Source organism: Aeoliella straminimaris (genome assembly GCF_024054565.1).
In the GTDB taxonomy this organism is placed as follows: Bacteria; Planctomycetota; Planctomycetia; order Pirellulales; family Lacipirellulaceae; genus Aeoliella; species Aeoliella straminimaris.
Window position 1 is genome coordinate 407,452 of the sequence record NZ_JAMXLR010000092.1, and the last position, 25,880, is coordinate 433,331.

The following is a 25,880-nucleotide window of genomic DNA, read 5'->3' on the forward strand; positions in this document are numbered from 1 at the left end:
TTTCCCTGCTTGCTCGCCATGTCGCATTGCGGCGATGGCCGTTAGTACTGGTTGATCGACTCCGAGCCCAGGCTGGTTGGCACCACGTCTGTGGTGATATCGACCTCGATATCGTCCACATTGGGGTCGTCGCTCGGCAACAGGTGGTCCGATTCACCCAACATCGTGTGGCTGTCGACTCCGCCACCTATGGTCAGCCCATCGCTGCCCGGCAGATTGGACTCACCAGTGGGAGTTATCGAGTAATCGGGCGTCGAACGCAACATCGTTGCGTCGTCGTCGAGGCCCAGAGGGTTGGCAAGGTCCAACTCGGCTTGCTTGATCCGGGGGCGTCTATTCACACGCGCGGGAACCGCTACCGTTTCGGACGAACCGTGAGGTGCAGAGGTGTTGGAACTGGAACATCCTGCCAGCACTGCTAGTGCACCGGCACATAGAGCGGGCCTGGTAAAACCCAAACGCATGGGACTTCTCCCTACTTATGGTGAACAATCGCCTGTTCGCCGCCTAAGTAAGGTCGGTGCCCCGCGACCCAACAACAACTAATTTACCGATCTGAATTTCGCATGCAACACTGCTTGAACTTTTTTCCGCTCCCGCAGGGGCAGGGGGCGTTGCGGCCCACGCGTTCGCTGCGATTGCGAATCGGGTCGAGCTTTCGCTCGGTGCCGCCGGAAGCCTCGATGGCGGCCTGTTGTTGTTGGCCGATTTCCGATTGCGGTGCCTCGTCGTGGATGGCGCGCGTCTCGGTCCAGGTGCTTTTGACGAACCGCTCGTCGAGCTGTTCCATCTTGAATACCAGGTCCGTGACGTAGGCTCCCGTCGAGTCCCACATCTGCTCGAACATCCGCATGCCTTCCCGCTTGTATTCCACCTTGGGGTCGACTTGAGCGTAGCCACGCAGGCCAACACTCGACCGCAAGTGGTCCATCGCCAGCAGGTGTTCCTTCCAGGCGGTGTCCAGAATCTGCAGCAGCAGCATCCGCTCCATCTTCCGCATCTCGGGCCGGAACTTGTCTTCTACTTCGCGGGAGACGCGGCGCAAGGCTTCGTCCAAGTCGAGCTTGGCGAGTTCGGCGCTGGTAAGATCCGAATCGCAGGCCGACTTCAGCCACTCGGCCAGGTCGTCCAGTTTCCCATTGCTGCCGGTCACCTGGCCCAGAGTGCTGTTGCCGCCGTCGTGTCCGGCGAACAGGTTCTCTACGCGGTGGCGGGCCTCCTCGGCCACTTCGTTGGCCTTAGCGGCTGACTGCTGGCTGCAGGCCACCAGCACTTTCTGGATCTCGTCGCGCTGCTTGTTCTTCAAATCGTCCAGCGTCAGCTGGGCGTCGAAACGACGCTTGGCCCAGGCCACGAGATCTTCGCGGCCTAGTCCAGCCGCACCCGCGGCGGGGCCCATGAACTGGTATAGACCTGCCAGCACTGGATACTCCGACTCGCGGACATCGTAGGCATGCTGAACCCGCTCGTGGGCGATGTCGATGATCTCCGAGGACGACTTGTCCTTCACTTCGTCGACGGCCACGTCGACGCCGAACTTGTCTCGCAACCATGCACACGCGGTTTGTACCGAGTAGTCGGGTTCCAGGTACCGCTCGCAACTGGAAAGGTCGATCTTGTCGATGGCCTCGTGCGCCCTGTCGATCAAGTGCTCGGCAACGTTGTCGATGCCCAGCTTCTTCAGTTCGCGATCGTTGAAGTTGTAGCCCCAGCGAGCATTGACCCACTTGGCCAGGGCGTTCCAGTTCCAATCGTCCGGCTCGTCGACGGGCAGGTTTTCCTCGATGGCCTCGAGCACTTGCGATTCGGCCAGTCGTTGGGCTTCGTCGCGGGCATTGCGCTGGGCTTCCTCGTACGACTGGTTGCGGAAGTCGCGGGCTTCGAGTTGCACGCCCAGCAGGTTCGAAGCCACGGCGGCGAACGAGTCGACGCCGTAGTTGGGGGCGAGCACGATCCCCAGGTGGTGGTCGATCTGCTCGCGGATCATGTCGGTGATCAGGTCGCGGCAGTTCACTCCGTCGAGGATCTGTTGGCGGAAGCTGTAGACGCGCTTTCGTTGCTCGTCCATTACCTCGTCGTACTCGAGCAGATTCTTACGAATCTCGAAGTTGTACTCTTCGCGTTTCTTTTGAGCACCCTCGATGCGACGGCTGACCATCTTGCTTTCGATGGCTTCGCCTTCCTGCATGCCGAGCCGGGTGAGCATGTTCTTCACCCACTCGCCGGCGAAGATCCGCATCAGATCGTCTTCGAGCGACAGGTAGAAGCGGCTCGAACCGGGATCGCCCTGACGACCGCAACGACCGCGAAGCTGCAGGTCGATACGGCGGGCTTCGTGGCGCTCGGTGCCGACGATATGCAGGCCGCCGAGTTGACGAATCTCCTTGCCCTGTTCCCGCATGCCAAACTTCTGATCGAACTCGTCGGTCAGACGCTTCCACTCCTCTTTGGGCACGTCCAGGCGGCTGTCGTATGTCTGCTGCAACTCGGCCCAGGCCATGTTCTCGGGATTGCCGCCGAGGATGATGTCGGTACCACGACCGGCCATGTTCGTAGCGATAGTCACGGCCCCTTTGCGGCCGGCCTGGGCGACGATCTCCGCCTCGCGTTTGTGCTGCTTGGCGTTGAGCACCTCGTGCTTGATGCCGCGTCCGTTGAGCAGATTGCTGAGCCGTTCGCTCTTCTCGATCGAAACGGTACCCACCAGGATCGGACGGCCGTGCTTCTGGATCTCGGCGATCTTGTCGACCGGGATTTTCTCCTGCTTCTTGGAGTCTTCGGCCTGGAAGACCACCACGTGGTCCTTCTCTTCCAGGATCTCGCCGCGGATGATCTCGCCCGACTTCAACTGGATCTGGTCGAACTTGATCAAGCCTTCAATTTCCTCGGCGATCGCTTCGTACTTTTCCTTCTCCGTACGATAGATCACGTCGGGATGGCCAATCCGCTGCAGCGGTTTGTTGGTCGGCACGCCGATGACGTCCAGCTGGTAGATTTTCCAGAACTCGCCAGCTTCAGTCAGCGCGGTACCGGTCATACCGGCCAGCTTGTTGTACAGCTTAAAGAAGTTCTGCAGCGTGATCGTGGCGAGCGTCTGGTTCTCTTTCTTGATTTCGACGCCTTCTTTGGCCTCGACTGCCTGATGCAAACCATCGCTCCATTGGCGGCCTTCCATCAAGCGGCCGGTGAACTCGTCGACGATAACAATGCGGTCCTCTTGGATCACGTAATTAACGTCGAGCTTGTACAGATAGTGGGCCTTCAGCGAGTTGTCGATCAGGTGTGGCCACTGCATGTTGCCGGCAGTGTAGAAGCTATCGACGCCGGCCAGTTTCTCCGCCTCACGCACGCCTTCGTCGGTCAGGCTGACGTTGTGTTCCTTCTCTTTGACCTCGAAGTGAACGTCCTTCTTGAGGCCTCGCGCCACCTTGTCGGCCCGCTGGTACTTGGTGATGTCGTCCTCGGCCGGGCCCGAGATAATCAGCGGGGTCCGCGCCTCGTCGATCAGGATGTTGTCGACTTCGTCGATGATGGCAAAGTTCAGCGGGCCTTGGGCTTGCTGGTCGCGCTTGTCGAAGCGATCGTCGCCGCGGGCGGCCATCCGCATGTTGTCGCGGAGGTAATCGAAGCCGAACTCGTTGTTGGTACCGTACGTGATGTCGCAGGCGTACGACTCTTGTCGTTCGCTGGGTTCCATGCCCGAGTAAATGGCGCCGACTTTCAGGCCCAGGTTGGTGAAAATCGGGCCCATCCATTCCATATCGCGGCGGGCCAGGTAGTCGTTCACCGTGATCACGTGCACGCTGCCGGCCAAGGCATTCAGGTAGGCGGGCAGCGTGGCCACCAACGTCTTACCTTCACCGGTAACCATTTCGGCAATGTTGCCTTCGTGCAGGATCATGCCACCCAACAGCTGCACGTCGTAGTGACGCATGCCCAGGAAGCGTTTACCCGATTCGCGGCACACTGCGAAGGCTTCGACCAACAGGTCGTCGAGCGTTTCGCCCGCCTCCAGACGCTCGCGGAACTTCACCGTCTGTGCGGCCAACTCCTCGTCGGTCATGCCCTCATAGCGCGACTCCAGAGCGTTGATTGCATCCGCCTTGGGTTGCAACCGCCGCAAATAGCGGGCATTGGCCGAGCCGAACAGAGACGTGATGGCTCGCTCGAAATTGCCGAGCACCGCGTTCGCAATACCCGCGAGGAATTCCCAGATACGTTCCAACAGTTCCATGGCCGTCAACCGCAGCAATCGTGATAGAATGTCAAAATGGCAGGGCAGGGTGCCCCGTCGGCAAGCCAGATATCAGAGGCAATAATGATGCCGCGGATCAGCTGGCCGCTGGGCGTTCGCCCTGGCAAACCAGAGGTTGTCGCCGTAAGATACTACAGCACAAAAGTTTACAGCCACCCGAAAAGTCGGTCAACCGCGCCTTTGGAGGGGCATGCTGGCAACTCCCAACTGCCAGTTCCCTGCGGTTCGCCTGCAACTATATGCCAGTGCCTAAGTCCATTGCCACTACCGACATCCGCGGCGAGATGATTCTGCTGGGCACCGGCACCAGCGTGGGTGTACCGGCCATCGGATGCGGCTGCGAAGTCTGCACTTCGAAGAATCCTCGCAACCAACGATTGAGAGCCAGCGCCATCTTGGGCTTGCCCGAGGGAAACCTGCTGGTGGACACATCGCCCGATCTGCGGATGCAACTGCTGCGGGAAAAGATCGGCCTGGTGCACTCGGTGATCTACACGCACGAGCACGCCGACCATGTGTTCGGGCTCGACGACCTGCGGCTCATGCAGTTTTACCTCAACGGCCCAGTGCCTCTATATTGTGAGGAACTGGTCGAACGGCGGATCCGCCAGTCGTTCGACTACGCTTTCTCGAAGGATGAGAGCCCCAGCCTGGTGCCGCAACTCGAGTTCCATCGCATCGGCCTCGAGCCAGTGGAAGTGCTGGGAACCAAGGTCACCCCACTTCGCCTGCATCACGGCCAGGCATTCGAGGTGTTGGGGCTCCGCTTCGGCAACATCGCCTATTGCACTGATGTGAACCGCATTCCGCCCGCGAGCATGGAGCTGCTACAGGGACTCGACGTCTTGATCCTGGACGCCTTGCGCAAGACCCCCAGCAAGACGCATTTCACCATCGACCAGGCCGTTGAAGTCGCCACCGAACTGGGGGCCAGGCAGACCTACTTCACGCACGTGGCCCACGAGCTTGAGTACGAGGCTACCAACGCGACGCTGCCAGCTGGAATGGAGCTGGCCTACGATGGGTTGCGGATTCCCCTATCATAACACAGCTAGATTCCAGAGTAGCCGCAACCTCAATTGCAGCACGGCCCCCCGCCCGTAATCGAGCGTAACCGGGCTGATTTCAAGTGGATTGCAGGTTAGCTCAAGCGCCGTGCTTGTAAGGTCGACGCCACTTAATTCTTTTTTAAGCAGGAATCTTCTTGACCCTTCAATCCACGTCGGCTGTAATGCTAGCGTTCGGGGATCTTCAGGGGGGAGTTGCAGCTGGGGAGGCTCAACTGGCTTGTTCTGCGCTCTTACGTGTGATTTTGGCAACCAGGTGTTTGTGTGTCCGTATAGTAAGGAGATGAACTAGTGATGAAGACCATCCTGAAGGCAACATGTGTTGCCGCCCTTTGCGCCCAGTTTACCGTCGCTGTGGCTGCTTATGACGAGGACTTTTCCATGTCCGATGGTGGCTATACGGTCACCGATGATGGTGGCCCCACTGGGCCCTGGACCTTTAGCTCGGAAAACGAGGCTTGGTTCACCGACGGCACCGATAACAACGGCGCGCCGTCTCACACTCGATTGACGAGTCCCACAATTGACATCACCGGCAGCGGTGAATACGAAGTGTCTTTCGAACACTTCTACAGCATTGAAGGTGATTTGTGGGATGGCGGCGCAGTATTCGCGAGCATCAACGGTGCTCCGTTTGCTCAGGTGCCTGGCACTGCGTTTTCCGCGAATGGCTACACCGCGTCGGGCCTGATCGGAAACCACGACCTCAATGGTGGTGAAGGTTTCGGCGGCAATTCGCCGGGGTATCCTGCTCCCATCACAAGCGTGGCCAGCCTCGGCTCGCTCGCCACTGGCGACACGGTTGCTATTGAATTCTTGATGGCGAACGACGAATTTTCGCGCGGCGAGTTTACGCCGAACTGGCAAATCAACAGCGTCTCCGTCGCTCAGGTAGTTCCCGAACCGACGACGTTTGTCTTGTTGGCTTCTTGTGGCCTGCTGGCTTTGGGCTTCCGCCGCCGATAATCGCCAAGAGATGCACGTGGCGGAGAGCGACAAGCTATCCACCGTGCTGCGAGATAACACGACTTTATCATCGCCCCCAGGCGTGTCCGAAATCGTCGGACCCACTTGGGGGCGTTTTTGTTGCGGATCACGACGTTTGATGCAGGCAGCCAGTGCTGCAGAGACTGCTCAACTTTCGCGCCGTTGCATCGAAGATACCCCCCACAAAAAAAGCCGCCCTGCGAATTCGCAGGGCGGCTTTGAGTTTCACAGTGTGGAAATCACTTCTCAGCGGGCGATTGCCACACGGTTGTTCTTCAGCAGCATCAGGTAGTCGACCATGATCGACAGGGCTTCCTGATTGTAGTGGTCTTCCTTGTCGAACACGGGGCGGTCGTTGCTGACCGCTTCCTCGAAGGCGTCTTCCTGTTCCTTGTCGGCGTCCAGCTCTTCGCGTTCGGCCAGGAACTCTTCCTTGTTCAGGGTGACCGTCTTGCGGTCCTTCTGTTCTTCGAACTTGTTAATCCGCTTGATGTCCTTGGCGAAGTCCTCGCTCTTGTCGATGCGGGCCTTGGACGAATCGCGGAGCTGGCTGACGATGTTCGAGTCGACCATCTGGTACTCATCGTGGCTCAGGCCGCCAATCTTGTCGAACGCCAGGGCGTAGTCGAGGTCCGACTCACCGACGTCCAGGTGCGACGTGAGCGAAGGAATCACGACGTCGGAAACCACGCCCTTGTTCTGGGTGCTGGCGCCGTCGGGACGGTAGAACTGCTGGATGGTGAGCTTCATCGCTCCCATGTTCTTTTGCTTGTTGAGGCGGAACAGCAGTTGGGCAACGTCGTACAGTTGCTGCACGGTGCCTTTGCCGTGGGTGGAATCGTCGCCGACGATCAGGCCACGATTGTAGTCTTGCATGGCGCCGGCGAAGATCTCGCTGGCCGAAGCGCTGAACTTGTTCGTCAGCACCACCAACGGACCCGACCAGACCATGCCGGCTTCCGGATCGATGAACGGCTGGGCGCGTCCATCGGGACCCTTCACCTGCACCACAGGGCCTTTGTCGATGAACAGGCCAGTCATGTTCACCGCTTCGGTCAACGAACCACCACCATTGAAGCGGAGGTCGACCATCACGGCGTCCACGCCCTTGGCGTTGAAGTCCTTGAGCAGTCGGCGAACGTCTCGCGTGGTGCTCTTGTAGTTGGGATCACCCGCCCGGGCAGCGTCCATGTCCATGTAGAAGCTGGGCAGGGCAATCACGCCCACTCGGTAGGGCTCGCCATTGGGCTTGGTGCCCCATTCGACGATTTCGCTACGAGCTTCGCTTTCGGTGAGCTTGATTTCCTGCCGGACCAGCTCGTACACCTGCAGGTCCTTGGGATTGTCGACCGGGCGGACTTCCAATCGCACGACACTGCCACGCTTGCCGCGAATCTTGTTCACGACGTCGTTCAGCTTCATGTCGACGATGTCCTCGATCTGGCCGTCCGAGCCTTGCCCGACACCGATAATCTCGTCGCCCTCTTTCAAGCGACCATCCTGATCGGCAGCACCGCCGGCGATAATCTGATGCACCTTGGTGTAGCCATCTTCGCTGCGAAGCGAGGCGCCGATGCCGTCGAGCTTGAGTCGCATCTGGATTTCGAAGTTGTCCAGCGTGCTGGGCGACATGTAGGTGGAGTGCGGGTCGAATCCGGTGGTCATCGCGGTCAGGTACATCTCCAGCAGTTCGTCGTTGCTGGTCTGTTCCCAACGCTTGCGGATGCTGGTGTAACGGCGACGCAACTTATCGCGGGCCTCCGAAGGATCCATGTCGTCGGCCAAGAAGGTCAGCATCTCGTATTTCACGCGACGGCGCCACTTCTCCTGGGCTTCTTCGGGTGTCTTAGCGTATTGTGCCGCGTCGGCGTCGCGAACCATCTCTTCCTTCAGCGTGAAGTCGTGCTCGGCGTCGACTTGCTCCAGTGCCAGATCGATCCGCTCGTCGACACGCTCAAGGAAGCGATTGAAGATGTTGTATGCCGTGCGGATATTGCCGCCGCGGACCTGATCGTCGAGCTCGTGGTTGTGACGATTGAACTCTTCCACATCCGACTGATAGAAAAACAGCTTCAGCGGATCGAGCGACTTGAGCATCGAATCGAGACAACGCTCCGATGCTTGATCGTCAATGTGTTTCTGCGAGATGTGCTGCTTTTCCATCAGCAGGGAAACCGCCAGGGCGATTTGTCGATCCTCGGCCGATTGTTCCGTAGGCCGGGCAAAGGCCGGAGCCGACACGACGAGGGCAGCCAGACCAAGGGTCAAACAACGGGTGAGGCCTGGTCGAACGGCGGTAGCGTGCTGCATGGCGAGACTTCCTTCACAAATAGAAAAAGCGGCCGAGGTGGCCGAAGGGCAGGCGGCAGGGTTCGGTAGGCGTTTTATCGGTCCAAAACTACCACGATCGTCACAACCGTTTGCCAGTCTTGAAGACTAGCATACGTGTCCGCAGGTCAATTTGGGCCAAGATGGCGGGCTCGGAAGACCGCCAAACGTCCTAAGTTCCTCTGTTTTACACACTTAGTGCATCATACCCCTACCTTGCGTAAGCGGCAAGATCGAGGTGTTTGTCCCCTTTTATGTAACCCGGAGACGGCTGATACGTGTTGCGTACGCAGCCCAGAAGGTCGTGGTTCGTGCGGATTTCCTCTCCGCCTTGCGCCGGAGGAGCTTTGCTAACCGCGACAGGCAGGCGGCCTGGCGGGCATTTAACCACTGTCAGGGATGATGTGCTATCGATTCGCGGATGGCCGCGTCGATGAGCTGATTAGCGCCCCTGCTAGCGGTCGGTGCGTGGCTCAGTTCACCGTCTCCCTCTGTCATTTCTCTCTGTCATGCCTTACCTATTCCACATCCGCATTTTCTGGGCCTTGTTGGCCGTCGCTGCAACCGTTTGCGTGAGTGCCCACGATTGCCGGGCGGCAGGGAGGTGGAATCTTCCCTCCACAGCCAATCAGTACATGGGATTTGGATTTGGGCCGGGTTATCACGCTCCGATGGTGATGGGCCCCGCGTGGCGCGGCAAAGCTGCCAGTCCCGGCGTTCGGCGTGTTCCCACGGCCTGGAAGCCTGCTTGTGGTGGTTTCGGCATGCCTTGCTACTCCGCTGGGGGTTATCCAACGCCCGCCTCCGATCAGCCCGAGCTTGCGCCGCCGGTCCCGCAGCAGGTTGCGCCTCAGGTGCTTGTTGCTCCCGTGCTGCTGTTCGATGCCCCGGCGGCGCCGAGTCCGACTCCCGCGGCGGGCGAGGTGGTGCAGCCCGGCGCATCCGCACCCGCGTCGTTGCCGAGTCCGTAACCGAGTGCCGACCTCCCGCGCTGTGGTGTTGGCAGCCCGGCGGGTAATGGAACCAGCCTACCGAGTGCGGTAAGCTCAGCACCGGGGTTTCTCTGCGGTGTTGTCGGAGTTGTAGTGTTCCCGGAATTGCTACTGGTTTTCGTTGCCCTGGTTCTTGTTGCCGCCTGGCTGTTGCGCGGCGTGTGGGGGCGAAGCCGCTGGCAGAAGCGATTGGAGCGAGGCCGCAAGCAGCTTCCACGCGTCTGGCAGTCGCTCGAGCAGCAGTTCCTCGAAGCGGCCGCCGCCACCGGAAAACCACGTGGTCTGGTCTGGAAAGAGTCGAGGTTTCACGATCGGGCGCTGTTGGCACGCGACTGTGCCACGGGCGATCTGTACGCCCTGGTAGGGATTACCATTGCCTTTGAGGCCGTGCTAGGCGGCGATATGGAGGACGTAGCGGCCGTGAGCAATCTTCGCTGTGCAACGGCACTTTTGGAGTGGCGCGACGGCCAGTGGTGCACTGCGGGGCGGGTTTTGTTTAACATGGAACCGCACGAAGCGGCCGAGCACTACGCCAAACACCTGGAAGCTATTGGCGAAATAGAACTCTCATCTAACCCGTAGAGCCAAGCACCTCATGCGATTCACCAGCAATCTCGTCGTTGTCTTGTTAGCACTTTCCGCCGTTGCTCTCGGTTCCTTCGCCAAGGCCGCGGACAAGCAGCCGAATATCCTATTCATCTTCTCCGACGACCACGCTTACCAGGCCATTAGTGCGTACGGTTCGAACCGCAACCAGACACCCAACATCGATCGCATCGCCAACGAGGGTATGCGGTTCGATCGCTGTGTAGTCACTAACTCCATCTGCGGCCCCAGCCGGGCGGTGGTGCTGACGGGCAAATACAGCCACAAGAACGGCTTCTACGACAACTACCATTCCTCGTTCGATGGCAGCCAGCAGACGTTTCCCAAACTGCTGCAGAAAGCCGGCTACCAGACGGCCATGGTGGGCAAATGGCACCTGCGGACCGATCCCACCGGATTCGATTTCTGGGAGGTGCTTCCCGGACAGGGGCGTTACTACAGCCCCGTGTTCATCACTCCCGAAGGCCGCGAAGTGAAGGAAGGATACGTAACCGACGTGACCACCGACACGGCCCTGGATTGGCTCGACAAGCGGCGCAACCCCGAGAAGCCGTTTATGCTGATGCTGCAACACAAAGCACCGCATCGCGAATGGTTGCCAGGCCCAGAGCATGTAGCCGACTTCAATGGAGAGAAAATTCCCGAGCCTGAAACGTTGTTCGACGACTACCGCAATCGAAGCGATGCAGCCAAGGAAGCCACGATGCGCGTTGCCGATCACATGCGACCGATGGAGGACCTGAAGCTCTGGCCCGAGGGAGCGGAGTACGTCGAGCGGCAATTCAGGCTGATGAGTCCCGAAGCGCAAAAGGCGTGGAAGGCTGCTTACAAGGAGGAAAATGAAGCCTACTTCGAGAATCCCCCCACGGGCGACGACAAGACTCACTGGAATTACCAGCGGTACATCAAAGACTACTTGCGGTGCATCGCCTCGGTGGACGACAACGTTGGCCGCGTGCTCGACTACCTGGATGAACACGGTCTGGCCGATAACACCGTGGTAGTGTACTCCAGCGATCAGGGCTTCTACCTTGGCGAGCACGGTTGGTACGACAAGCGATTCATGTACGAGGAGTCGTTCCGCACGCCGCTATTGGTGCGTTGGCCGGGAGTGGTGAAGCCAGGGTCGGTGGAGAAGCGAATCGTGTCGAACCTCGACTTTGCCGAGACGTTCCTCGACATCGCCGGCGTGGAAATCCCTGACGACATGCAGGGCGCCAGCATCGAGCCGATCCTCCGCGACGAGCAGGGCGACGACTGGCGCGACGCCTTCTATTACCACTACTACGAAGGCCCACCGGCCGTGCATACTGTGGCCCGGCACTATGGCGTGGCGACCGATCGCTACAAGCTGATCCACTTCTACGACTTGGACCAATGGGAGCTGTTCGACCTGCAGGACGACCCCAACGAGATGATCAGCGTGTTTAACGACCCCAGCTACGCCGAAGTCCGCGCGGAACTGGAAGGCAAGCTCGCCCAGCTCCGCGAGCAGTTGGAAGTCACCAGCGACGACCCTCAGCCGCTCAAAAAGTAGCGGGGCAGATTGCGATCGCGGGGAAGGACGCACCCGCTGATGGTACGCGGAAGTTTGCGCTTTAATTGCCCCGGCCGAAGCAGGCCAGGCACATGTCGTCGCTCTGGGCGAAGTCGCCGACAAAGCCGCGGACGTCGTTCAGCACGTGGCGGCCGAGTTCTTCGACGTTTGCCTCGCCCTGGGAGATCTGCTTGGCCAGCCGTTCCAGGCCGTAGAGGTCGCGGGCCGAGTTCATCGCCTCGCTGAAGCCGTCGGTAAACAGCGTGAGCGAGTCGCCCGGGCCGAGCTCGATGTCGAGCGACTCGTATTCGAAGTCGTCGATCACGCCAATCGGTAGGCCAGCAATCTCGTCGCCCACTTCCACCACCTGGCCATCGGACCGACGCAAGAAGGGTGGCATGTGCCCGGCGTTGACCAGCGTGGCCTGATTGGTCTTGGGGTCGACCACCACCACGATCATGGTCACGAATCGATCGGCCCAGTCGTGTTGGGCAAAGGTGTGGTTGGCTCGCGTTACGGCCGCGGCGGGCGACTTCTCGCTGGCCAGGCTGAACCGCACGTCGCTTGACAGCCGCGCCATGAGAATCGCCGCGCTGACGCCCTTGCCGGCCACGTCGCCCAGCACCACAGCGAACCGGCCGTCGGCCAGCGTTACGTAATCGTAGTAGTCGCCACCCACCTGACGGGCCGACTCGTAGTAGTCGAAGAAGTGATAGCCTTCGACTTCGGGGGCCTTGGAGGGAAGCAGCGCCCGCTGCATGCGGGCCGCCAGATCGAGGTCCCTGGCCAGCGCTTGTTGTTCGATGGCGAACTCGTGCATCCGCGCGTTGTCGATTGCCACGGCGGCCTGACTGGCCACGGCGGCCAGCACTTCCAGGTCGTCGTTGGAGAACTTGCTGCGTTGGTTATTGGTGTCGATCTGAATGACGCCGAGTGCTTGCCCCTCGGAGTCGAGCATCGGGGCGCACATCATCGAGCGAATCTGAAAATCCGCAATGCTCTCGGCCATGCTGAACCGCGAATCGGTCGCGGCGTCGGCCGATAGGATGGCCGATTTGTTGCTCATCGCCTGCTCGACGATGGTGCGGCTGATGCGGGTCCGCTCTTCCCGCCCGGCCAGGCGGTACTTGTCGGCCACCGGCACCAGCGGCGCGTCTTTGTCGGGGCGCATGATCACGAACCCGCGGTCGGCCTGCACGAAGATCTTGAACAGGCTATCGAGAATCCGTGGCAGGATCTCGTCCAACTCCAGCGTTTTGCTCAGATTGGTCGATATTTCGACCAGCGCCGCCAGCTTTGCTTCGGGCTTGGCCGACAGGCTCACGCTGGCGGTGCCACCCGATACGTCGAGCGTCGCCATCACGCTGGCGGTGCCATTGTCGTCCAGCATGGCCAGCGAGGTATCGTCCTTCGGCTTCTGACCGCCTAGCGAATCGTCGTCCTCGTGGGTGTGCACCGAAAGCACCTGATCGCAAATCAGGATGCGGTCGCCATGGTTCAGCAGCGTTCGTGCGGCGACCGGCGTTTCGTTGACGAACGTGCCATTGCGGCTCTTCAGGTCCTCGACGTAGCACTGCCCACCATCGACGATCAACACCGCATGCTGCCGGCTAACGGCTGCCACGTCCAGGGGAATGTCGCATTCGCTGCTCCGCCCAATCACTGCTCGCCCGTCGCGCAGTTGGATCCGACGCCCCGGCTCGATGCCCTCAACAATTTCCAAATAGGCCATGGACGTAACACCCGGTCGATAACAGAGCAGCACTTGGAGGGAATACAGCGGCAATCCCCGATCCCCCATCTTAAAAAATGGGTCGCTCCCGGGGAAGTATTCACGTGGCAGGATTCTGGTTTGGCGGGGAAAGTCTCGCTCCCGGCCCGTCTGGTTGGCTACCATGGACCCCGTTCCCCCCTTCGATACTACCAGATACGGCACGCTCGCAATGCATTCATTTCTCTTCCCCCGGCGTTCTTTCCACCCTGTCTCGCTGTCTGGCTGGGTGCTGCTGATGTTGGCCGCACTCGCTCCCAGCACCACTCCAGCCCAGTCGCAGGACAGCACCCGCCCGCTGTTGCGGGACCTGGGAATCGAGATCGGGGTGCTCGCCACGGGGCCGACCAACTCGCTGGTGGACGTGGCCGGCGTGCAGGTGGGGCACTGCTCGGTGGTGCAGGATTTTGCCGATGGCTCGGCGCTGCGGACCGGCGTGACGGCCATTTTTCCCCATCCCGACGGCATATTCCTCGAAAAAGTGCCGGCCGCCGTGCACGTGGCCAACGGTTTTGGCAAGTTCGTGGGCAGCACCCAGGTCAACGAACTCGGCGTGCTCGAAACCCCCATTCTGCTCACCAACACCCTCAGCACCTTTGCCGTGGCCGACGCCCTGGTGGCATGGACGCTCGAGCAGCCCGGTTGCGGCGACGTGCGCTCCGTGAACCCTTTGGTGGGCGAGTGCAACGATGGCTATCTGAACGACATCCGCCGCCGCGGCGTAACGGCCGACCACGTGCGAAGTGCCATTCGCGCTGCCAGCACCGATGCCGTGCAGCAGGGGTGCGTTGGCGCCGGAGTGGGTACCCGCTGTATGGGCTTCAAGGGTGGCATCGGCAGCAGTTCGCGCAAGCTGCCCGACTCGCTGGGCGGCTACACCGTGGGCGTGCTGGTGCAGACGAACTTTGGCGGTTCGCTGGCCGTGGATGGGGCCCCGATTGGCGAGCGACTCGGCAACTACTACCTCAAAGACGAAGTGGTGCGGCAGGAACATGGTTCGTGCATCGTGGTGGTGGCCACCGACGCACCGCTCGACGCGCGGCAACTCGCCCGCATCGCCCGCCGCGCCCCGCTGGGGCTGGCGGCGGCCGGCTCGAGCATCTCGCACGGCTCGGGCGACTACATCCTGGCCTTCAGCACGGCCGAGCAGTTGCGTATGCAGTACGAATCGGACGATGCCACCGAAAGCGTCACCCTGCTGCGCGACGACCGCCTGTCGCCGCTATTTCAAGCCACCAAAGATGCCACCTGCGAAGCGGTAATCAACAGCCTGCTGCAAGCCACCACCATCACCGGACACCGGGGCCGCACAACCGAAGCGATCGATCCGGATGAGTTTTTACGGGCGTATCGAGAGGGGGATGGAGAGCGACCTTGATTTTCCGAACCCCGCGTCCTACATTTGTGTCCCTGCCCGTGGCAGTTACACACACTGGGGAGTGGTGTAATCGGTAGCACGACGGATTCTGATTCCGTTAGTCGGGGTTCAAGTCCCTGCTCCCCAGCTCCCAGAAACCCCTAGGAAACTAGGGGTTTTTTCTGCGATCGCTCTTCGCGAAGGTTGCCACATTGGCCCCGTTTGGCCCGTTTTGCCCTCCAAACTCCCGCAAGAATTCACGAAGGATTTTCGGGCGTGGTGACTAATGGGTGCTTGGTCCGTTGGTCGCGTTGCTTATTGATCGGCATCGGTAACAATGCGGGTATCAGCTCACCGGGACGATCCAACCGCCGACGGGCGACGATCAAGCGGCTCGGGCGATTCTCCGCGTTCTCTCCCAGCATCGTGCTGACGCCCGGCCGGCCCGGATCACGCTGGGAGTACTTCGAGTGTCGACGTCGTACAACTACGACGACCTCGACCGCGACCTACCATGCGCGGAAAGCCCGCGCCCCGCTGGTCGTAGGGAACGTCCACTTCGTCGAACGCGCGAGCGCCCGCGTTGATGGCCGGGCTGTCGGGCACCCACGCAGGCTGTAATGAAGTCGCCGAACGCCTAGAAGCCGCGGTGCGTCAAATGGCAGCCGATCATGGACAAGCTCAGCGGCCCGCTCAACGGATCGCCGGACGACGAAGCAATCACCGCAGTGAAATCCCAATTCTCGATATATGCGCCGACCGCTCAACGTTTGCCCGTGTATCCTCGTCAAATCAACACGCGCTGCAGATACTCTTCCAAACTGTCGACGCGCCGGCTTCGATAGGCTACGTAGCCATCGGGCCTGATCAGGTAGAGTCGAGCGAAGTCGCCTCCGTAGCGTTGCCGCAGAGCACCCCGAGGATCTTCGAGTACGGTTGCCCCCGCCGGTAGCTGAGCCGCACTTTTGGTCGATCCGACCACGAATATTTCCATCCAGTGGCCGTGGGCATGAAGCGTCTTGTGGACGGACGCGACTAGGTCCGGTTCGAGAGTTTCTGTATTCGGCGAACTGAACAGCAACAGATGATGGAGTGGGTTGCGGAGCGCCTCGATCAGTGTGTATGCCTTACCCGCAACCAGCAACGCGGCAACGTCCGGGGCGCGTGCGCCGGGGTGCAGGCCGGCGTCGAAGTGTTCGTCGGGCTCGAAACACAGCTGACACGAACGATAATCGAGATCGATCTCCTCTTCGTGCTCACGCAGCTTCAGACGATCGCACTCGGGCACGACCATGTGCTCCAGTAGCCGGTCGCGCTCCTGTGGACCAACCTCGGCGAAGAGCTTGAATTGCTCGTTGGCTTTTTTCGTCCAGGCGATCACATCGGCGGCGATCTGGCGGCGTTCGGTCTCGTAACTGTCGAGCCACCAGTCCGGCACAACGCCACGCATCACGAGCGCGATCTTCCAGGCCAGGTTATGGGCGTCCTGGATGCCGGTGTTCATTCCCTGGCCTCCAATCACGCTGTGAATGTGCGCCGCGTCCCCAGCGAGGAAAACCCGGCCCTGCCGATAGTGCGGTGCCAAGCGGTAGTTCGTGTGGTAGAGGGTCAGCCAGCGCGGATCGTATAGGCGGAGATTGGCAAAGCCGCGCTCGTCCACCAACTGCTGCATCTCTGCGAGTGTGGGAGCTTCCCTTTGCTGGCAGTTCTTCGGCAGGGTGGCGATGATCTGACGTCGGCCTTCATCCAGCAAAAAGAAGAAGACATCCCCTTTGTCATGCATGCACAAATAGGCGATATCTGGCTTGATTGGCCCGTCTACCAGCACGTCAGCCATCAAGTAGGCCGTGGAATCGGTTTCGCCGGGAAACGCTTCGTCGATGAGTTTCCGGGTGATACTGTGAGCACCGTCGCAGCCGATGATCCAGGGCGTCGTGACCGTCTCCTCGGAGCCATCCGGCTTCCTGATGTTGGCCCGTACGCCATCGGCCAACTGTTGGAAGGAGAGCAGTTCCGTGCTGCGCTCCACCTCGACGCCGAGGCGATTGAGGTGTCGTTCGAGAACGGCTTCGGTCTTGTTCTGGGCAAACGCCGCCCCCCAGGGGAATGGAGAGTCCACAGGGAGATCCGGCGAGGTGGCTACGTGCTGGCCGTTGGCGTACAGACTGATCGCATGCAGTGGCTGGCCCCGCGCGACGATCTCTTCGGCCAGACCCAGGCCATGAAAGATTTCCAGCGTCCGCGCATGCAAGTAGGTCGCACGCGAGTGGGGGTCGATCCCTGGCGACTTGTCGATGACGCGAACCGGCACGCCGTGTCGCGCAAGTTCCGCGGCCATCATCAAACCAGTGGTGCGTCCGCCTACGACTAACACCTGCGTATTTGTCGCCATCCGACGACCTCGAGGTTGTGAGTAACCAGCCCGCGGATGCTGAAGAACCTTCATTTCTAGCTAAAGGTGTAGCCTACTCCGGAATCTATTCGCATGCAACGGACTGCAACGATCGACTTCCGCTAGAAGGTTTTTGCATCTCTTGCATCGAAAGCGCGTAGTCGCTTGCGAGCCTCGCCAAGACGGCGAAAATCAGAAGTACAACAGGGGGGTGGTGTGCTCGCCTGCCACGTTCTTGCCCGACGAACAACGGGTGGTCCGGTAGGCTCGGAGTTTCCCCGAAGAAACTGACCAGGCCGGACGACCCATTCGGTACCTCTTCCGCGACAAAGACGACAAGTTCAGTCGCAAGTTCGACGACGTGTTCGAGCAGCTTGATGGAGCGGTGAAGCCAACCGCTCCCTGGACGCCGATCCAGCACGCCATCGTGGACCGGTGGATCGGATCCGTGAAACGCGAGAGCCTCCACGGTTTCATCGCCTTTGGACTGGGCCACTTCGATGATCTATCACCATGCGCGTTCGCGCCAGCAGAAAGGCAACAAGCCGCTGCTTGGCGTCTGGCCCGAGATTAACCACCCACGGCATAGTGGTAAGGAAATAGTCTGCCGCGAGTAGCTCGGCGGCGTGCTCAAACAGTACGAACGAAGGGCCGCTTGACGAAGTGTTTGTTGGCTCAGCGGTACTCCGTTTAGTGCGTCTGAGATTTGGACCGTGCACGGGCGACAGAACAGCCACGATTTGTGACAATCACTTGATTGCGATCGCCGACTCGCAACGCAGTGTCGACCGCAAATCGCCGGTCGATCTTCGGTAGCAAACTTGATGAACAGGATGGCGTTCGACAAACCATCGTTTCGGCTAGGCCACTACGTCGGTTGTGATTCTGCTAGGTCGCCAAATCCAAGGGGCCATCCTGAGAGGCAAGCTCCTGAAGTTCCGAGGCGGTTGCGCAAATGCGATACTCGACTTGGTACTTCTTCGACTGACCTGGTTCCAACGTGGCCGTAGCACTGGGATGGTTGTCCTTGTCCCGCCCCAGTATCGAACCGAAGAAGGGTTCGAGCGAGGCAACGTAGCTTCCACGAGGACCGTAGTGGAGCCAGCTGGCCAAACGCGGTAAAGCGTTCGCCGAATAGATCAAGCTCATCCCTAACTGCTGCTGTTCATTCAAAATGCCAATATGCGTCTTTCCCTGACAATCGGATGTCGGTTCAGCGATCACAAGCTGTTCGCGAGCCCCGCGAAAGGAGTCGTCAGGCGCGGAGACCTTTTTGATTTGCTCGGCGGTCACCTGTGTGGCCAGTTCACCTCGCTGGTCGTGCAACACGCCGTGCCCTCGATAGACCAGTCGCGAAGCTTCGTCGAGCAGCGGATAGCCAAAGTTCACATGATACAGCAGCGCATGGCGGCAGCGCTCATCTCCTCTGTTCGTTACTTCGTCGGTGATGGCGAACCAGGGTTCGCCCAGTCGGCACCGCACCTCGCGTCGAACTTCGAGACTGGGTCCAAACATGCGCGTATCGCGAATCAGCAGCACTATGCGCATGTCTAACTGGCCGCGCTGGGGATCTGGATTGACCACTTCCAGCACCGCGGTAGGAGTACTGGAGAATCGGCCGTGGAGTGACACCGACAGCTCACCTTCGGTGCGAGGCGCGCCCATCAATTCGGGGCCGGCTGTCGTGACCAACCCTCCTGGCCAGCCGGTTAGCCACTCCGCCCCCTGGTGATACGCGTGACTGGGGGGCTTGTAGTCGTTGGGCGTGAGGTAGGCGAGGTTCAGGTGGTTGTAACTCGCTTCCACCACATCGCCACCGCGATCCAGCGCCAGCGAAAATCTCAGGCCGGCGCCTGTATTGATAAACGCAACACGGCATGATTGTCCTCCGTTCGGGTTGGGATAATCGAGCGAACCGGTGCGGATGCCGCCCACCTGTTGAATGTTTTCGAACTTGGCGGGGTCGAAGGTTGTGATCGACATGGAAAGCCTGGGATTGAGGTACGAAGAGTCTTAGCCATGAATTAAGGTTCTTGTAGCGAGTTGCTGTTCTGATCGCGAAACTCACCAGGCGACACGTGCATCTGGGCGCGGAACTGTCGGGCGAAGTGGCTGGCGTCGTAGTGACCCGTCTGCTCGGCGATCGCTTCGATGCTACAAGCGGTTTCTCTCAACAGCACACAAGCGGCATTGATCCGCACGCGTCGCAAATAGAGGTTCGGCGTGATGCGAAACAGCTGCTTGAACACGCGTTTGAACTGGCTGATGGAGAGATGCGACAGCTTCGCCAGGCTCTCGACGGTGATCTTCTCCGAGTAGTGGTTGGTGATGTGCGTGATCGCGGCATTCAGTCGCTCGTAGGGTTCCAGCATCGTGCCGGCCCTCTCCAAATCGTACATGATGCCAGCCACGCCAATGGTCTTCCCGTCAGTATCGAGCAAGGGAATTTTCGTTTCCACGTACCACCGCAGGATACCCGAAGAGTCCGGCACGGCGCACACGTGTTCGTTCAGCGACTGACCGCTTTGGATGACGGTTTTATCCTGCCGGCGGTACTGGTCGGCAACCTCGCGAGGAAAGAGGTCGTGGTCGGTTTTTCCAATCACTTCCGACTCGCTCTGGAGGCCCAGTACCTCGATCAACGCCTGGTTAACATGGACAAAACGGCCTTCCAGGTCCTTGGCAAAGAAGTACGACGCGGGCAGATGATTGAGGAGGTCCAGCAGTTGACCGGGGCTCGCCAGCTTCTCAAAGAAGTCGAGCTTCGCAGGAGTTCGGGCCGCCTGGCGAGTCTGTCCCATGAGCCGATTATACCGGAAGTCGCTTGCTTCTTACATTGCCTCGCAACGCTTTTCACCAGAAACTGCAGCAGGTCGTACCGAGTACCCTTCAGGACAGTTCTGGTGACACGACCGATGATGTCTCGTAGCAATAAGGTGGGAATATGGCGGATTCTCAACTGGCGGACAATGTTCATCAAGTTCTGGAAAGCGCGCTGGATGCCGGTGAGGGCTTGTTGAGACTCTCCCCGACTTGGGTTCCTCGTAGCTTCCTTCACCCTGGCAAGCGGATTCGCTTGCATCCCGACGACTACTACGCCTACGGCGCCGAGCGTGGCGGCATCGACGAGCGGTGGTTCGCGAGTACCACCGATGCTGCCAACGAAGGACGCGTGTGGCACGAGGGGCAGAGCTTCGCCGTGTTCGCCGGGCAGCGGTTCCTGTTGAAAGACGCCATCCAAGAAGCCGGGCCACGGATGATCGGCCAGGCCATGTGGGACGAGTACCAGCGGTGGCCCGTCTACTCGAAGTTCTTCGACAACATGGGGCCCATCCCGCACCATATGCACCAGCGGTTTGAAGACGCCAAACTGGTGGGACAGGAGGGCAAGCCGGAGAGCTATTACTTTGCCCCCCAGTACAACAACTGCGACAACAACTTCCCCTACACGTTTATGGGACTCGAACCCGGCACCACCAAGGCACAGGTGCGTGCCTGTCTGGAGCGATGGGACCAAGGGGAGAACGGCATTCTCGATCTCTCCAAAGCCTACCGTTTGAAACGCGGCAGCGGCTGGCTCATTCCGCCCGGCGTGTTGCACGCGCCCGGCTCGCTGTGCACTTATGAGCCGCAATGGGGCAGCGACGTGTTCGGCATGTACCAGAATCTGGTCGAAGGACGCGTCGTACCATGGTCGCTGCTGGTGAAAGACATGCCTGCGGAGAAGCATCAGGATCTCGATTTCATTGTCGAGCAACTCGATTGGGAGCGGAACGTCGACCCCAATTTCAAAGCGAACAACTACCTGGAACCCATCACGGCGGACTCCGGGGATGGTTGGCGCGACGATTGGATCGTCTACGGCCTCGTGGACGGCGCGCAGCTGTTTAGCGCGAAACGCCTCACCCTCGAGCCCGGCGCCAAGTGCGAGCTGCGCGACCCCGGCGCCAGCGGATGGATCACGGTGCAGGGCAAAGGACGCATCGGATCGCTGGCCCTTCAGACGCCCACCATGATTCGCTTCGGTCAAGAAACTGAGGACGAAGTCTTCATTACCCACGAGGCCGCAACCCGCGGCCTGGAAGTCGAGAATACCGGCAGCGAACCTTTGGAGGCCCTGCGGTATTTCGGTCCGCACACCTTCGACAGCGTGCCCAACGTGGGCGATGCGTCTCGCTGAGTTCCGATTCATGCCGGACCGACCTTCCTTCGCTTTTTCTGCCTGAATGTCATGAGCAACGATTTTCCAAAACTGCACAACGCCATGTGGCCCGGGGTGGTCGGCAAGGGAACTCAGCCGGGCGAGGAGCCACCACTAAGTCTGGATCGCATGCTGGATCTGACGACCGCCGCGCAGTCGCACGATCAGGCGTTCGATGGGGTCGACCTGTTTCTGTACCTGCCGCACCTCGATCCTGCAGCCAGCGAGAGCGCCCTGCGAGCAATGGCCGACGGCATTCAGCAGCGTGGGCTGGCCATTGGTTCCCTGGTGGCCCCGGTGTGGCCCGGCACGGTGGGCGACTCGGCGATGGGAGACGAGGCCGCGCGGCACCAGTTCCTGCAGGCGGTGGAGCTAGCCTGCCGCGTCGCACAGGTGTTTGATGCTACCGGCGTGAGAACATCCGGTGTGGTCCGCATCGACTCTGCGGAGTTTGGTGTCGACAAGTGGAGGAGCGATCCAAAAGCAAACACCAGGAAGATTGCCGACACCTTTCGCGAAGCCGGCCGCATCGCTGCCGACGCAGGACAACGCCTGGCAGCTGAAGGGGAAATCTGCTGGGCGGGCATGCATAGTTGGAAGGACATGTTGGACCTGCTGGAAGAAGTCGACATGCCTAACACGGTAGGCTTTCAAGCCGACTTGGCACACACCTACTTGTACCTGCTTGGCTACAACGCACCCGAGCACGCGTTGTTGTCGCCGGACTACACGGAGGAGGAATTCTACAGCGCCTATGCCGAGATGGTCTCCAAACTCAGGCCGTGGACGATGGACTTCCATGTCGCTCAGAACGATGGCCAGGTGAAAGGGGCCGGCAGTCACGACAAGACCGGTAAGCACTGCCCGCCCGACGACCCCAACGGGAAACTGGACATCGTCCGTTGTGCATCCTACTGGCTGGAGGGCGCCAAGGAGCGTGGTATCCAGCACATCTGCTGGGACGGGTGCATGTTTCCCAACGAGGTGCTGGAAAATCCTAGCACGTGGGGTTCGGTACTGACAACCATGATTCAGGTGAGAGAAGCCCATGGCTGGAACTAGTAACAAAAAGGAAGAGTTGCGAATCGGCTTGATCGGCTGTGGCTTCATGGGGCGGGCGCACTCCAACGCATTCAATCGAGTAGCCAACTTCTTCGATCAGCCTCTCGTGCCGCGGTTGGTGGCAGTCTGCTCGCGCAACGAACAGCAGACCCAGCAGTTTGCGGATACTTGGGGGTACGAGTCCATCGAGACCGATTGGCGGGCCTTAGTCGACCGCAACGACATCGACGCGGTCGATATTTGTGTACCGAACCATCTGCACTGCGAGATTGCCACCGCAGCCGCCGCGGCCGGAAAGATGGTGCTATGCGAAAAGCCCCTGGCAATGAACTCGCAAGAAGGCGAGACGATGTGCCGCGCGGTGGAGGAGGCAGGCGTCGCCAACATGGTGTGGTACAACTATCGGCGCGTTCCGGCCGTGATGCTGGCCAGTCAACTCATCCAGGAAGGCAAGCTGGGGCGGGTCTTTCACTACCGAGCGAACTTCCTGCAGGATTGGACAATCTCTCAGGACGTGCCACAGGGCGGGGCCGCGCTCTGGCGGCTCGACGCGGCCGAGGCCGGCTCGGGTGTGACCGGCGACCTGCTGGCGCATTGCATTGATACCGCGCTGTGGCTTAACAGTTCGATCCAGAACGTTACCGCCATGACGGAGACCTTCGTCAAGCAGCGCCTGCACCAGTCAACCGGCGAACTCGCCCCCGTGAAGATCGATGACGCGTGTGCGTTTCTTTGTCGCTTCGAGAATGGTTCGCTGGGGGTATTTGAGTCGACGCGCTACGCTCGTGGGCACAAGGCACTCTACACGTTGGAGATCAACGGAGAACACGCTTCGCTCCGCTGGGATCTGCACGACCTGCACCGGCTGGAGTACTTCAGCCACGACGACGAGGGACGCCTGCGTGGTTGGCGGTCCATCCATGTCACCGATCACGACGGCAGCCAACCCTACATGGACAAGTGGTGGGTGCCCGGCCTGCAGATTGGATACGAACACACGTTTGTCCATCAGGTGGCCGACTTTATCGACGGCTTGGCGACCGGCGAGCCTGCCGCGCCGACCTTCCGCGACGCTCTGGCGACACAACGCGTGTGCGACGCGGTGCTCGAGAGCGCCGAGTCTGGCAGTTGGATCAACGTATTGCAGTAGCACCTACAGGTGGAACAATGAAACAGCCCCCTTCTATATCGCGGCCACTCGGAGCCACCTGCTTTGTCGTTGCTGCACTCACGCTTCTGTGCTTGACATTTCCCACACGCGCTTTGTCCGCTGAGGACACTGAAGAAGGATTTGTCTCACTGTTCGACGGCGAGTCGCTCAAAGGTTGGGATGGCAACCCCGAGCTTTGGAGCGTCGTCGATGGTGTTATTCGCGGGAAGACTTCTGACGACAATCCTCTGGCACGCAATGAGTTTCTTATTTGGGACGGAGAGGTCTCTGATTTCGTTCTGAAACTCGAGTTCCGCATCGCCGACCGCGGAGTTGGAAACTCGGGCGTGCAGTACCGCTCGAAGCGATATAAGGACGAGGGTCCTTGGGTGGCCGGCGGCTACCAGGCCGACATCGAACGCACCAATAAGTACATGGGCATCCTGTACGAGGAACGGGGGCGAGGCATCCTGGCGCTGCGGGGCCAGGAAGTGGCGCTGAATCGCAATGGCGAGCAGTTCGAGAAAGAGGTGGTGGGCTCGACGGGCGATGCCTCTGAACTGGTTCAAGACGTAAAAGCCGGTGAGTGGCAAACCATGGAGATAGTCGCTCGCGGCAACCACCTCGAGCACAAGTTAAACGGGCGCACTTTGGTCCGCGTTACGGACAATGACGACGAAAAGATGGCAAAGAAGGGACTGATTGCTTTACAATTGCATGTTGGCCCGGAAATGCAGATAGAATTCCGGAACATTCGACTCAAAGATGAAGGTCCTGACAAGAAAAACTCCAAGCCGTAGATAGCTACGCCTGCGGCACTACTATAACAACATGAGAAATCAGCATGCTCTCTAAACGCACCGCCGCGAGTCGACGCGACTTTCTCAAGACCGCCGCGAAGGTTAGCGCACTTGCCGCTCCCATGTTCGTTCCGAGTGAGGTTCTTGGGCGAAACGGAGCTACTCCGCCAAGTGAGCGAGTGATTGTAGGCGGAATTGGTATCGGCAATCGTGGAACTTACGACTTGGGGTGCTTTCTCAAGCAACCCGATGTACAGTTTGTAGCGGTATGCGATGTCAAAGAGACGCGTCGATCGGCCATCAAGCAATTGGTCGACCAACGATACGGCAACGCACGCTGCGACACCTACCGGGATCTGCGAGAACTACTCGATCGCAGCGACATCGATGCAGTGCTGATCGCCACTGGGCCGAACTGGCATGCCACGGCGTCGACCTGTGCCGCAAACGCCGGCAAGGACATGTATTGCGAGAAGCCGGTCACCAAGAACATTTCCCAGAGCCTGCTGCTGGCTGACACGATGCGTCGTAGCGGTCGAATTTTTCAGGCGGGCACGCAACGCAGGAACGTCCCACATTTTGCCTTCGCATGCGAATTGGCTCGCACCGGCAAGCTTGGCAAACTCAAGCGGGTTTACGCTCATCCCGCGGGCATGCACGCGATGATGAGTGGTTGGCTGCCCGCCGAAACCGAACCGGACAAGCAAGTAGTCGACTGGGACCTTTATCTCGGTCCCGCGGCATGGCGTCCATTTAACGCCCGGCTGCTCGACGGATTCAATTTTGAGAAGGGCGGCGGACTCGTCGGGGGCGGCGTACTCGAATGGGGTTCCCACTGTGTAGATCTTTGCCAATGGGCGGTCGGCGACTGTTTGCCTCCAGTCGAGTACGACGCGCCCAAGGACGGCCAAATGGTGGCGCGATACAAAAGCGGTGTGGAACTGATTCTCCGCGAATCAGGTTGGCTTCCTCTCGGCTCGTGCCCCGTCCGTTTCGAAGGCGAGACAGGGTGGGTGGAAGCGGGCGACAGTGGCAAGATGGTGCTGAGTTCGCCGGAACTGATCGCTGGGCACGACGTCGCCGAGATTGGGGGATATCCGGCAACTTTCCATGTCCGCGAATTTGTTGATTGCGTCAAGACGCGCAACCAGCCGAAGAGCAATGCGGATGCTGCCAGCAGAGCACACATTGCCTGCCACGCGGCAAACATCGCACTTTTCCTCGATCGGCAGGTTAAGTACGACAACGCGAACAACGAATTCGTGGGCGACGAAGAGGCCAATCGATTACGCTCCGAGGCACTCCGTGGTCCTTGGAGGATTTAGAGAACAACCGCTGTCGAATCACATTGCCCCAGCCGTCCAGCAGGCAGGGA

The 25,880-nt window shown here is 59.9% G+C and carries 18 protein-coding genes, 1 tRNA gene and 2 pseudogenes; 12 read left to right on the top strand and 9 right to left on the bottom strand.

What is annotated here, in order from left to right; translation table 11 throughout:
• Nucleotides 1–41 precede the first annotated feature (41 nt).
• The 4 genes and pseudogenes from NG895_RS27405 to NG895_RS31000 all read right to left on the bottom strand — a co-directional run.
• Nucleotides 42–341 (bottom strand): hypothetical protein, encoded by a 300-nt coding sequence (locus NG895_RS27405; protein ID WP_252855759.1) that lies wholly within the window; start codon nucleotides 339–341, stop codon nucleotides 42–44.
• A 206-nt stretch (nucleotides 342–547) separates the two neighbouring features.
• Nucleotides 548–2,206 (bottom strand): SEC-C metal-binding domain-containing protein, encoded by a 1,659-nt coding sequence (locus NG895_RS30990; RefSeq protein ID WP_425267271.1) that lies wholly within the window; start codon nucleotides 2,204–2,206, stop codon nucleotides 548–550.
• A pseudogene (locus NG895_RS30995) lies at nucleotides 2,189–3,037 on the bottom strand (preprotein translocase subunit SecA); the annotation flags it as partial. The pseudogene NG895_RS30995 and the gene NG895_RS30990, both read right to left, overlap by 18 nt.
• A pseudogene (locus NG895_RS31000) lies at nucleotides 3,011–4,234 on the bottom strand (preprotein translocase subunit SecA); the annotation flags it as partial. The pseudogenes NG895_RS30995 and NG895_RS31000, both read right to left, overlap by 27 nt.
• A 260-nt stretch (nucleotides 4,235–4,494) precedes the next feature.
• Here NG895_RS31000 and NG895_RS27415 point away from each other — a divergent pair.
• Together NG895_RS27415 and NG895_RS27420 are read left to right on the top strand one after the other, a co-directional pair.
• Nucleotides 4,495–5,301, top strand: coding sequence for an MBL fold metallo-hydrolase (locus tag NG895_RS27415; RefSeq protein ID WP_425267265.1), 807 nt, complete (start codon nucleotides 4,495–4,497; stop codon nucleotides 5,299–5,301).
• 315 nt (nucleotides 5,302–5,616) lie between these two features.
• Nucleotides 5,617–6,288, top strand: coding sequence for a PEP-CTERM sorting domain-containing protein (locus NG895_RS27420; RefSeq protein WP_252855762.1), 672 nt, complete (start codon nucleotides 5,617–5,619; stop codon nucleotides 6,286–6,288).
• Nucleotides 6,289–6,555: 267 nt separating this feature from the next.
• On the opposite strand, the gene NG895_RS27425 is transcribed toward NG895_RS27420, so the two are convergent.
• A complete protein-coding gene (locus NG895_RS27425) occupies nucleotides 6,556–8,619 on the bottom strand; it encodes a carboxy terminal-processing peptidase (protein ID WP_252855763.1) in 2,064 nt (687 codons plus the stop codon).
• 527 nt (nucleotides 8,620–9,146) lie between these two features.
• Between NG895_RS27425 and NG895_RS27430 the strand changes: the two genes are divergently transcribed.
• The 3 genes from NG895_RS27430 to NG895_RS27440 all read left to right on the top strand — a co-directional run bounded on the left by NG895_RS27430 (nucleotide 9,147) and on the right by NG895_RS27440 (nucleotide 11,772).
• Nucleotides 9,147–9,608 (top strand): hypothetical protein, encoded by a 462-nt coding sequence (locus NG895_RS27430; RefSeq protein WP_252855764.1) that lies wholly within the window; start codon nucleotides 9,147–9,149, stop codon nucleotides 9,606–9,608.
• Between the two features lie 114 nt (nucleotides 9,609–9,722).
• Nucleotides 9,723–10,211 (top strand): hypothetical protein, encoded by a 489-nt coding sequence (locus NG895_RS27435; RefSeq protein ID WP_252855765.1) that lies wholly within the window; start codon nucleotides 9,723–9,725, stop codon nucleotides 10,209–10,211.
• Nucleotides 10,212–10,224: 13 nt separating this feature from the next.
• The gene (locus NG895_RS27440; protein WP_252855766.1) at nucleotides 10,225–11,772 is read left to right on the top strand and encodes a sulfatase family protein; all 1,548 of its coding nucleotides are present in this window, start codon (nucleotides 10,225–10,227) and stop codon (nucleotides 11,770–11,772) included.
• Nucleotides 11,773–11,833: 61 nt separating this feature from the next.
• On the opposite strand, the gene NG895_RS27445 is transcribed toward NG895_RS27440, so the two are convergent.
• Nucleotides 11,834–13,504, bottom strand: a complete 1,671-nt coding sequence (locus NG895_RS27445; protein ID WP_252855767.1) for a SpoIIE family protein phosphatase — start codon at nucleotides 13,502–13,504, stop codon at nucleotides 11,834–11,836.
• Nucleotides 13,505–13,781: 277 nt separating this feature from the next.
• Between NG895_RS27445 and NG895_RS27450 the strand changes: the two genes are divergently transcribed.
• Together NG895_RS27450 and NG895_RS27455 are read left to right on the top strand one after the other, a co-directional pair.
• Entirely contained in the window at nucleotides 13,782–14,921 is a 1,140-nt protein-coding gene (locus NG895_RS27450; protein WP_252855768.1) for a DmpA family aminopeptidase, read from the top strand.
• A gap of 55 nt (nucleotides 14,922–14,976) precedes the next feature.
• A tRNA-Gln gene (locus NG895_RS27455) sits at nucleotides 14,977–15,048 on the top strand.
• Between the two features lie 639 nt (nucleotides 15,049–15,687).
• On the opposite strand, the gene NG895_RS27460 is transcribed toward NG895_RS27455, so the two are convergent.
• The 3 genes from NG895_RS27460 to NG895_RS27470 all read right to left on the bottom strand — a co-directional run bounded on the left by NG895_RS27460 (nucleotide 15,688) and on the right by NG895_RS27470 (nucleotide 20,093).
• Nucleotides 15,688–17,292 carry an FAD-dependent monooxygenase gene (locus NG895_RS27460; RefSeq protein ID WP_252855769.1) on the bottom strand — a complete coding sequence of 535 codons (1,605 nt, stop codon included), beginning with the start codon at nucleotides 17,290–17,292 and terminating at the stop codon, nucleotides 15,688–15,690.
• A gap of 888 nt (nucleotides 17,293–18,180) precedes the next feature.
• Nucleotides 18,181–19,275, bottom strand: a complete 1,095-nt coding sequence (locus NG895_RS27465; protein WP_252855770.1) for a DUF4432 family protein — start codon at nucleotides 19,273–19,275, stop codon at nucleotides 18,181–18,183.
• 41 nt (nucleotides 19,276–19,316) lie between these two features.
• Nucleotides 19,317–20,093 carry an AraC family transcriptional regulator gene (locus tag NG895_RS27470; RefSeq protein ID WP_252855771.1) on the bottom strand — a complete coding sequence of 259 codons (777 nt, stop codon included), beginning with the start codon at nucleotides 20,091–20,093 and terminating at the stop codon, nucleotides 19,317–19,319.
• Nucleotides 20,094–20,236: 143 nt separating this feature from the next.
• On the opposite strand from NG895_RS27470, the gene NG895_RS27475 reads away from it, so the two are divergent.
• The 5 genes from NG895_RS27475 (at nucleotide 20,237) to NG895_RS27495 (ending at nucleotide 25,830) form a co-directional block, all read left to right on the top strand.
• A complete protein-coding gene (locus NG895_RS27475; RefSeq protein WP_252855772.1) occupies nucleotides 20,237–21,472 on the top strand; it encodes a cupin domain-containing protein in 1,236 nt (411 codons plus the stop codon).
• Between the two features lie 51 nt (nucleotides 21,473–21,523).
• Nucleotides 21,524–22,555, top strand: coding sequence for a sugar phosphate isomerase/epimerase family protein (locus NG895_RS27480; protein WP_252855773.1), 1,032 nt, complete (start codon nucleotides 21,524–21,526; stop codon nucleotides 22,553–22,555).
• Nucleotides 22,542–23,705, top strand: a complete 1,164-nt coding sequence (locus NG895_RS27485) for a Gfo/Idh/MocA family protein (protein ID WP_252855774.1) — start codon at nucleotides 22,542–22,544, stop codon at nucleotides 23,703–23,705. The genes NG895_RS27480 and NG895_RS27485 overlap by 14 nt, the downstream gene beginning before the upstream one ends.
• A 113-nt stretch (nucleotides 23,706–23,818) precedes the next feature.
• A complete protein-coding gene (locus tag NG895_RS27490) occupies nucleotides 23,819–24,505 on the top strand; it encodes a 3-keto-disaccharide hydrolase (RefSeq protein WP_252855775.1) in 687 nt (228 codons plus the stop codon).
• A 44-nt stretch (nucleotides 24,506–24,549) separates the two neighbouring features.
• Nucleotides 24,550–25,830, top strand: coding sequence for a Gfo/Idh/MocA family protein (locus tag NG895_RS27495; protein ID WP_252855776.1), 1,281 nt, complete (start codon nucleotides 24,550–24,552; stop codon nucleotides 25,828–25,830).
• Nucleotides 25,831–25,880 lie beyond the last annotated feature (50 nt).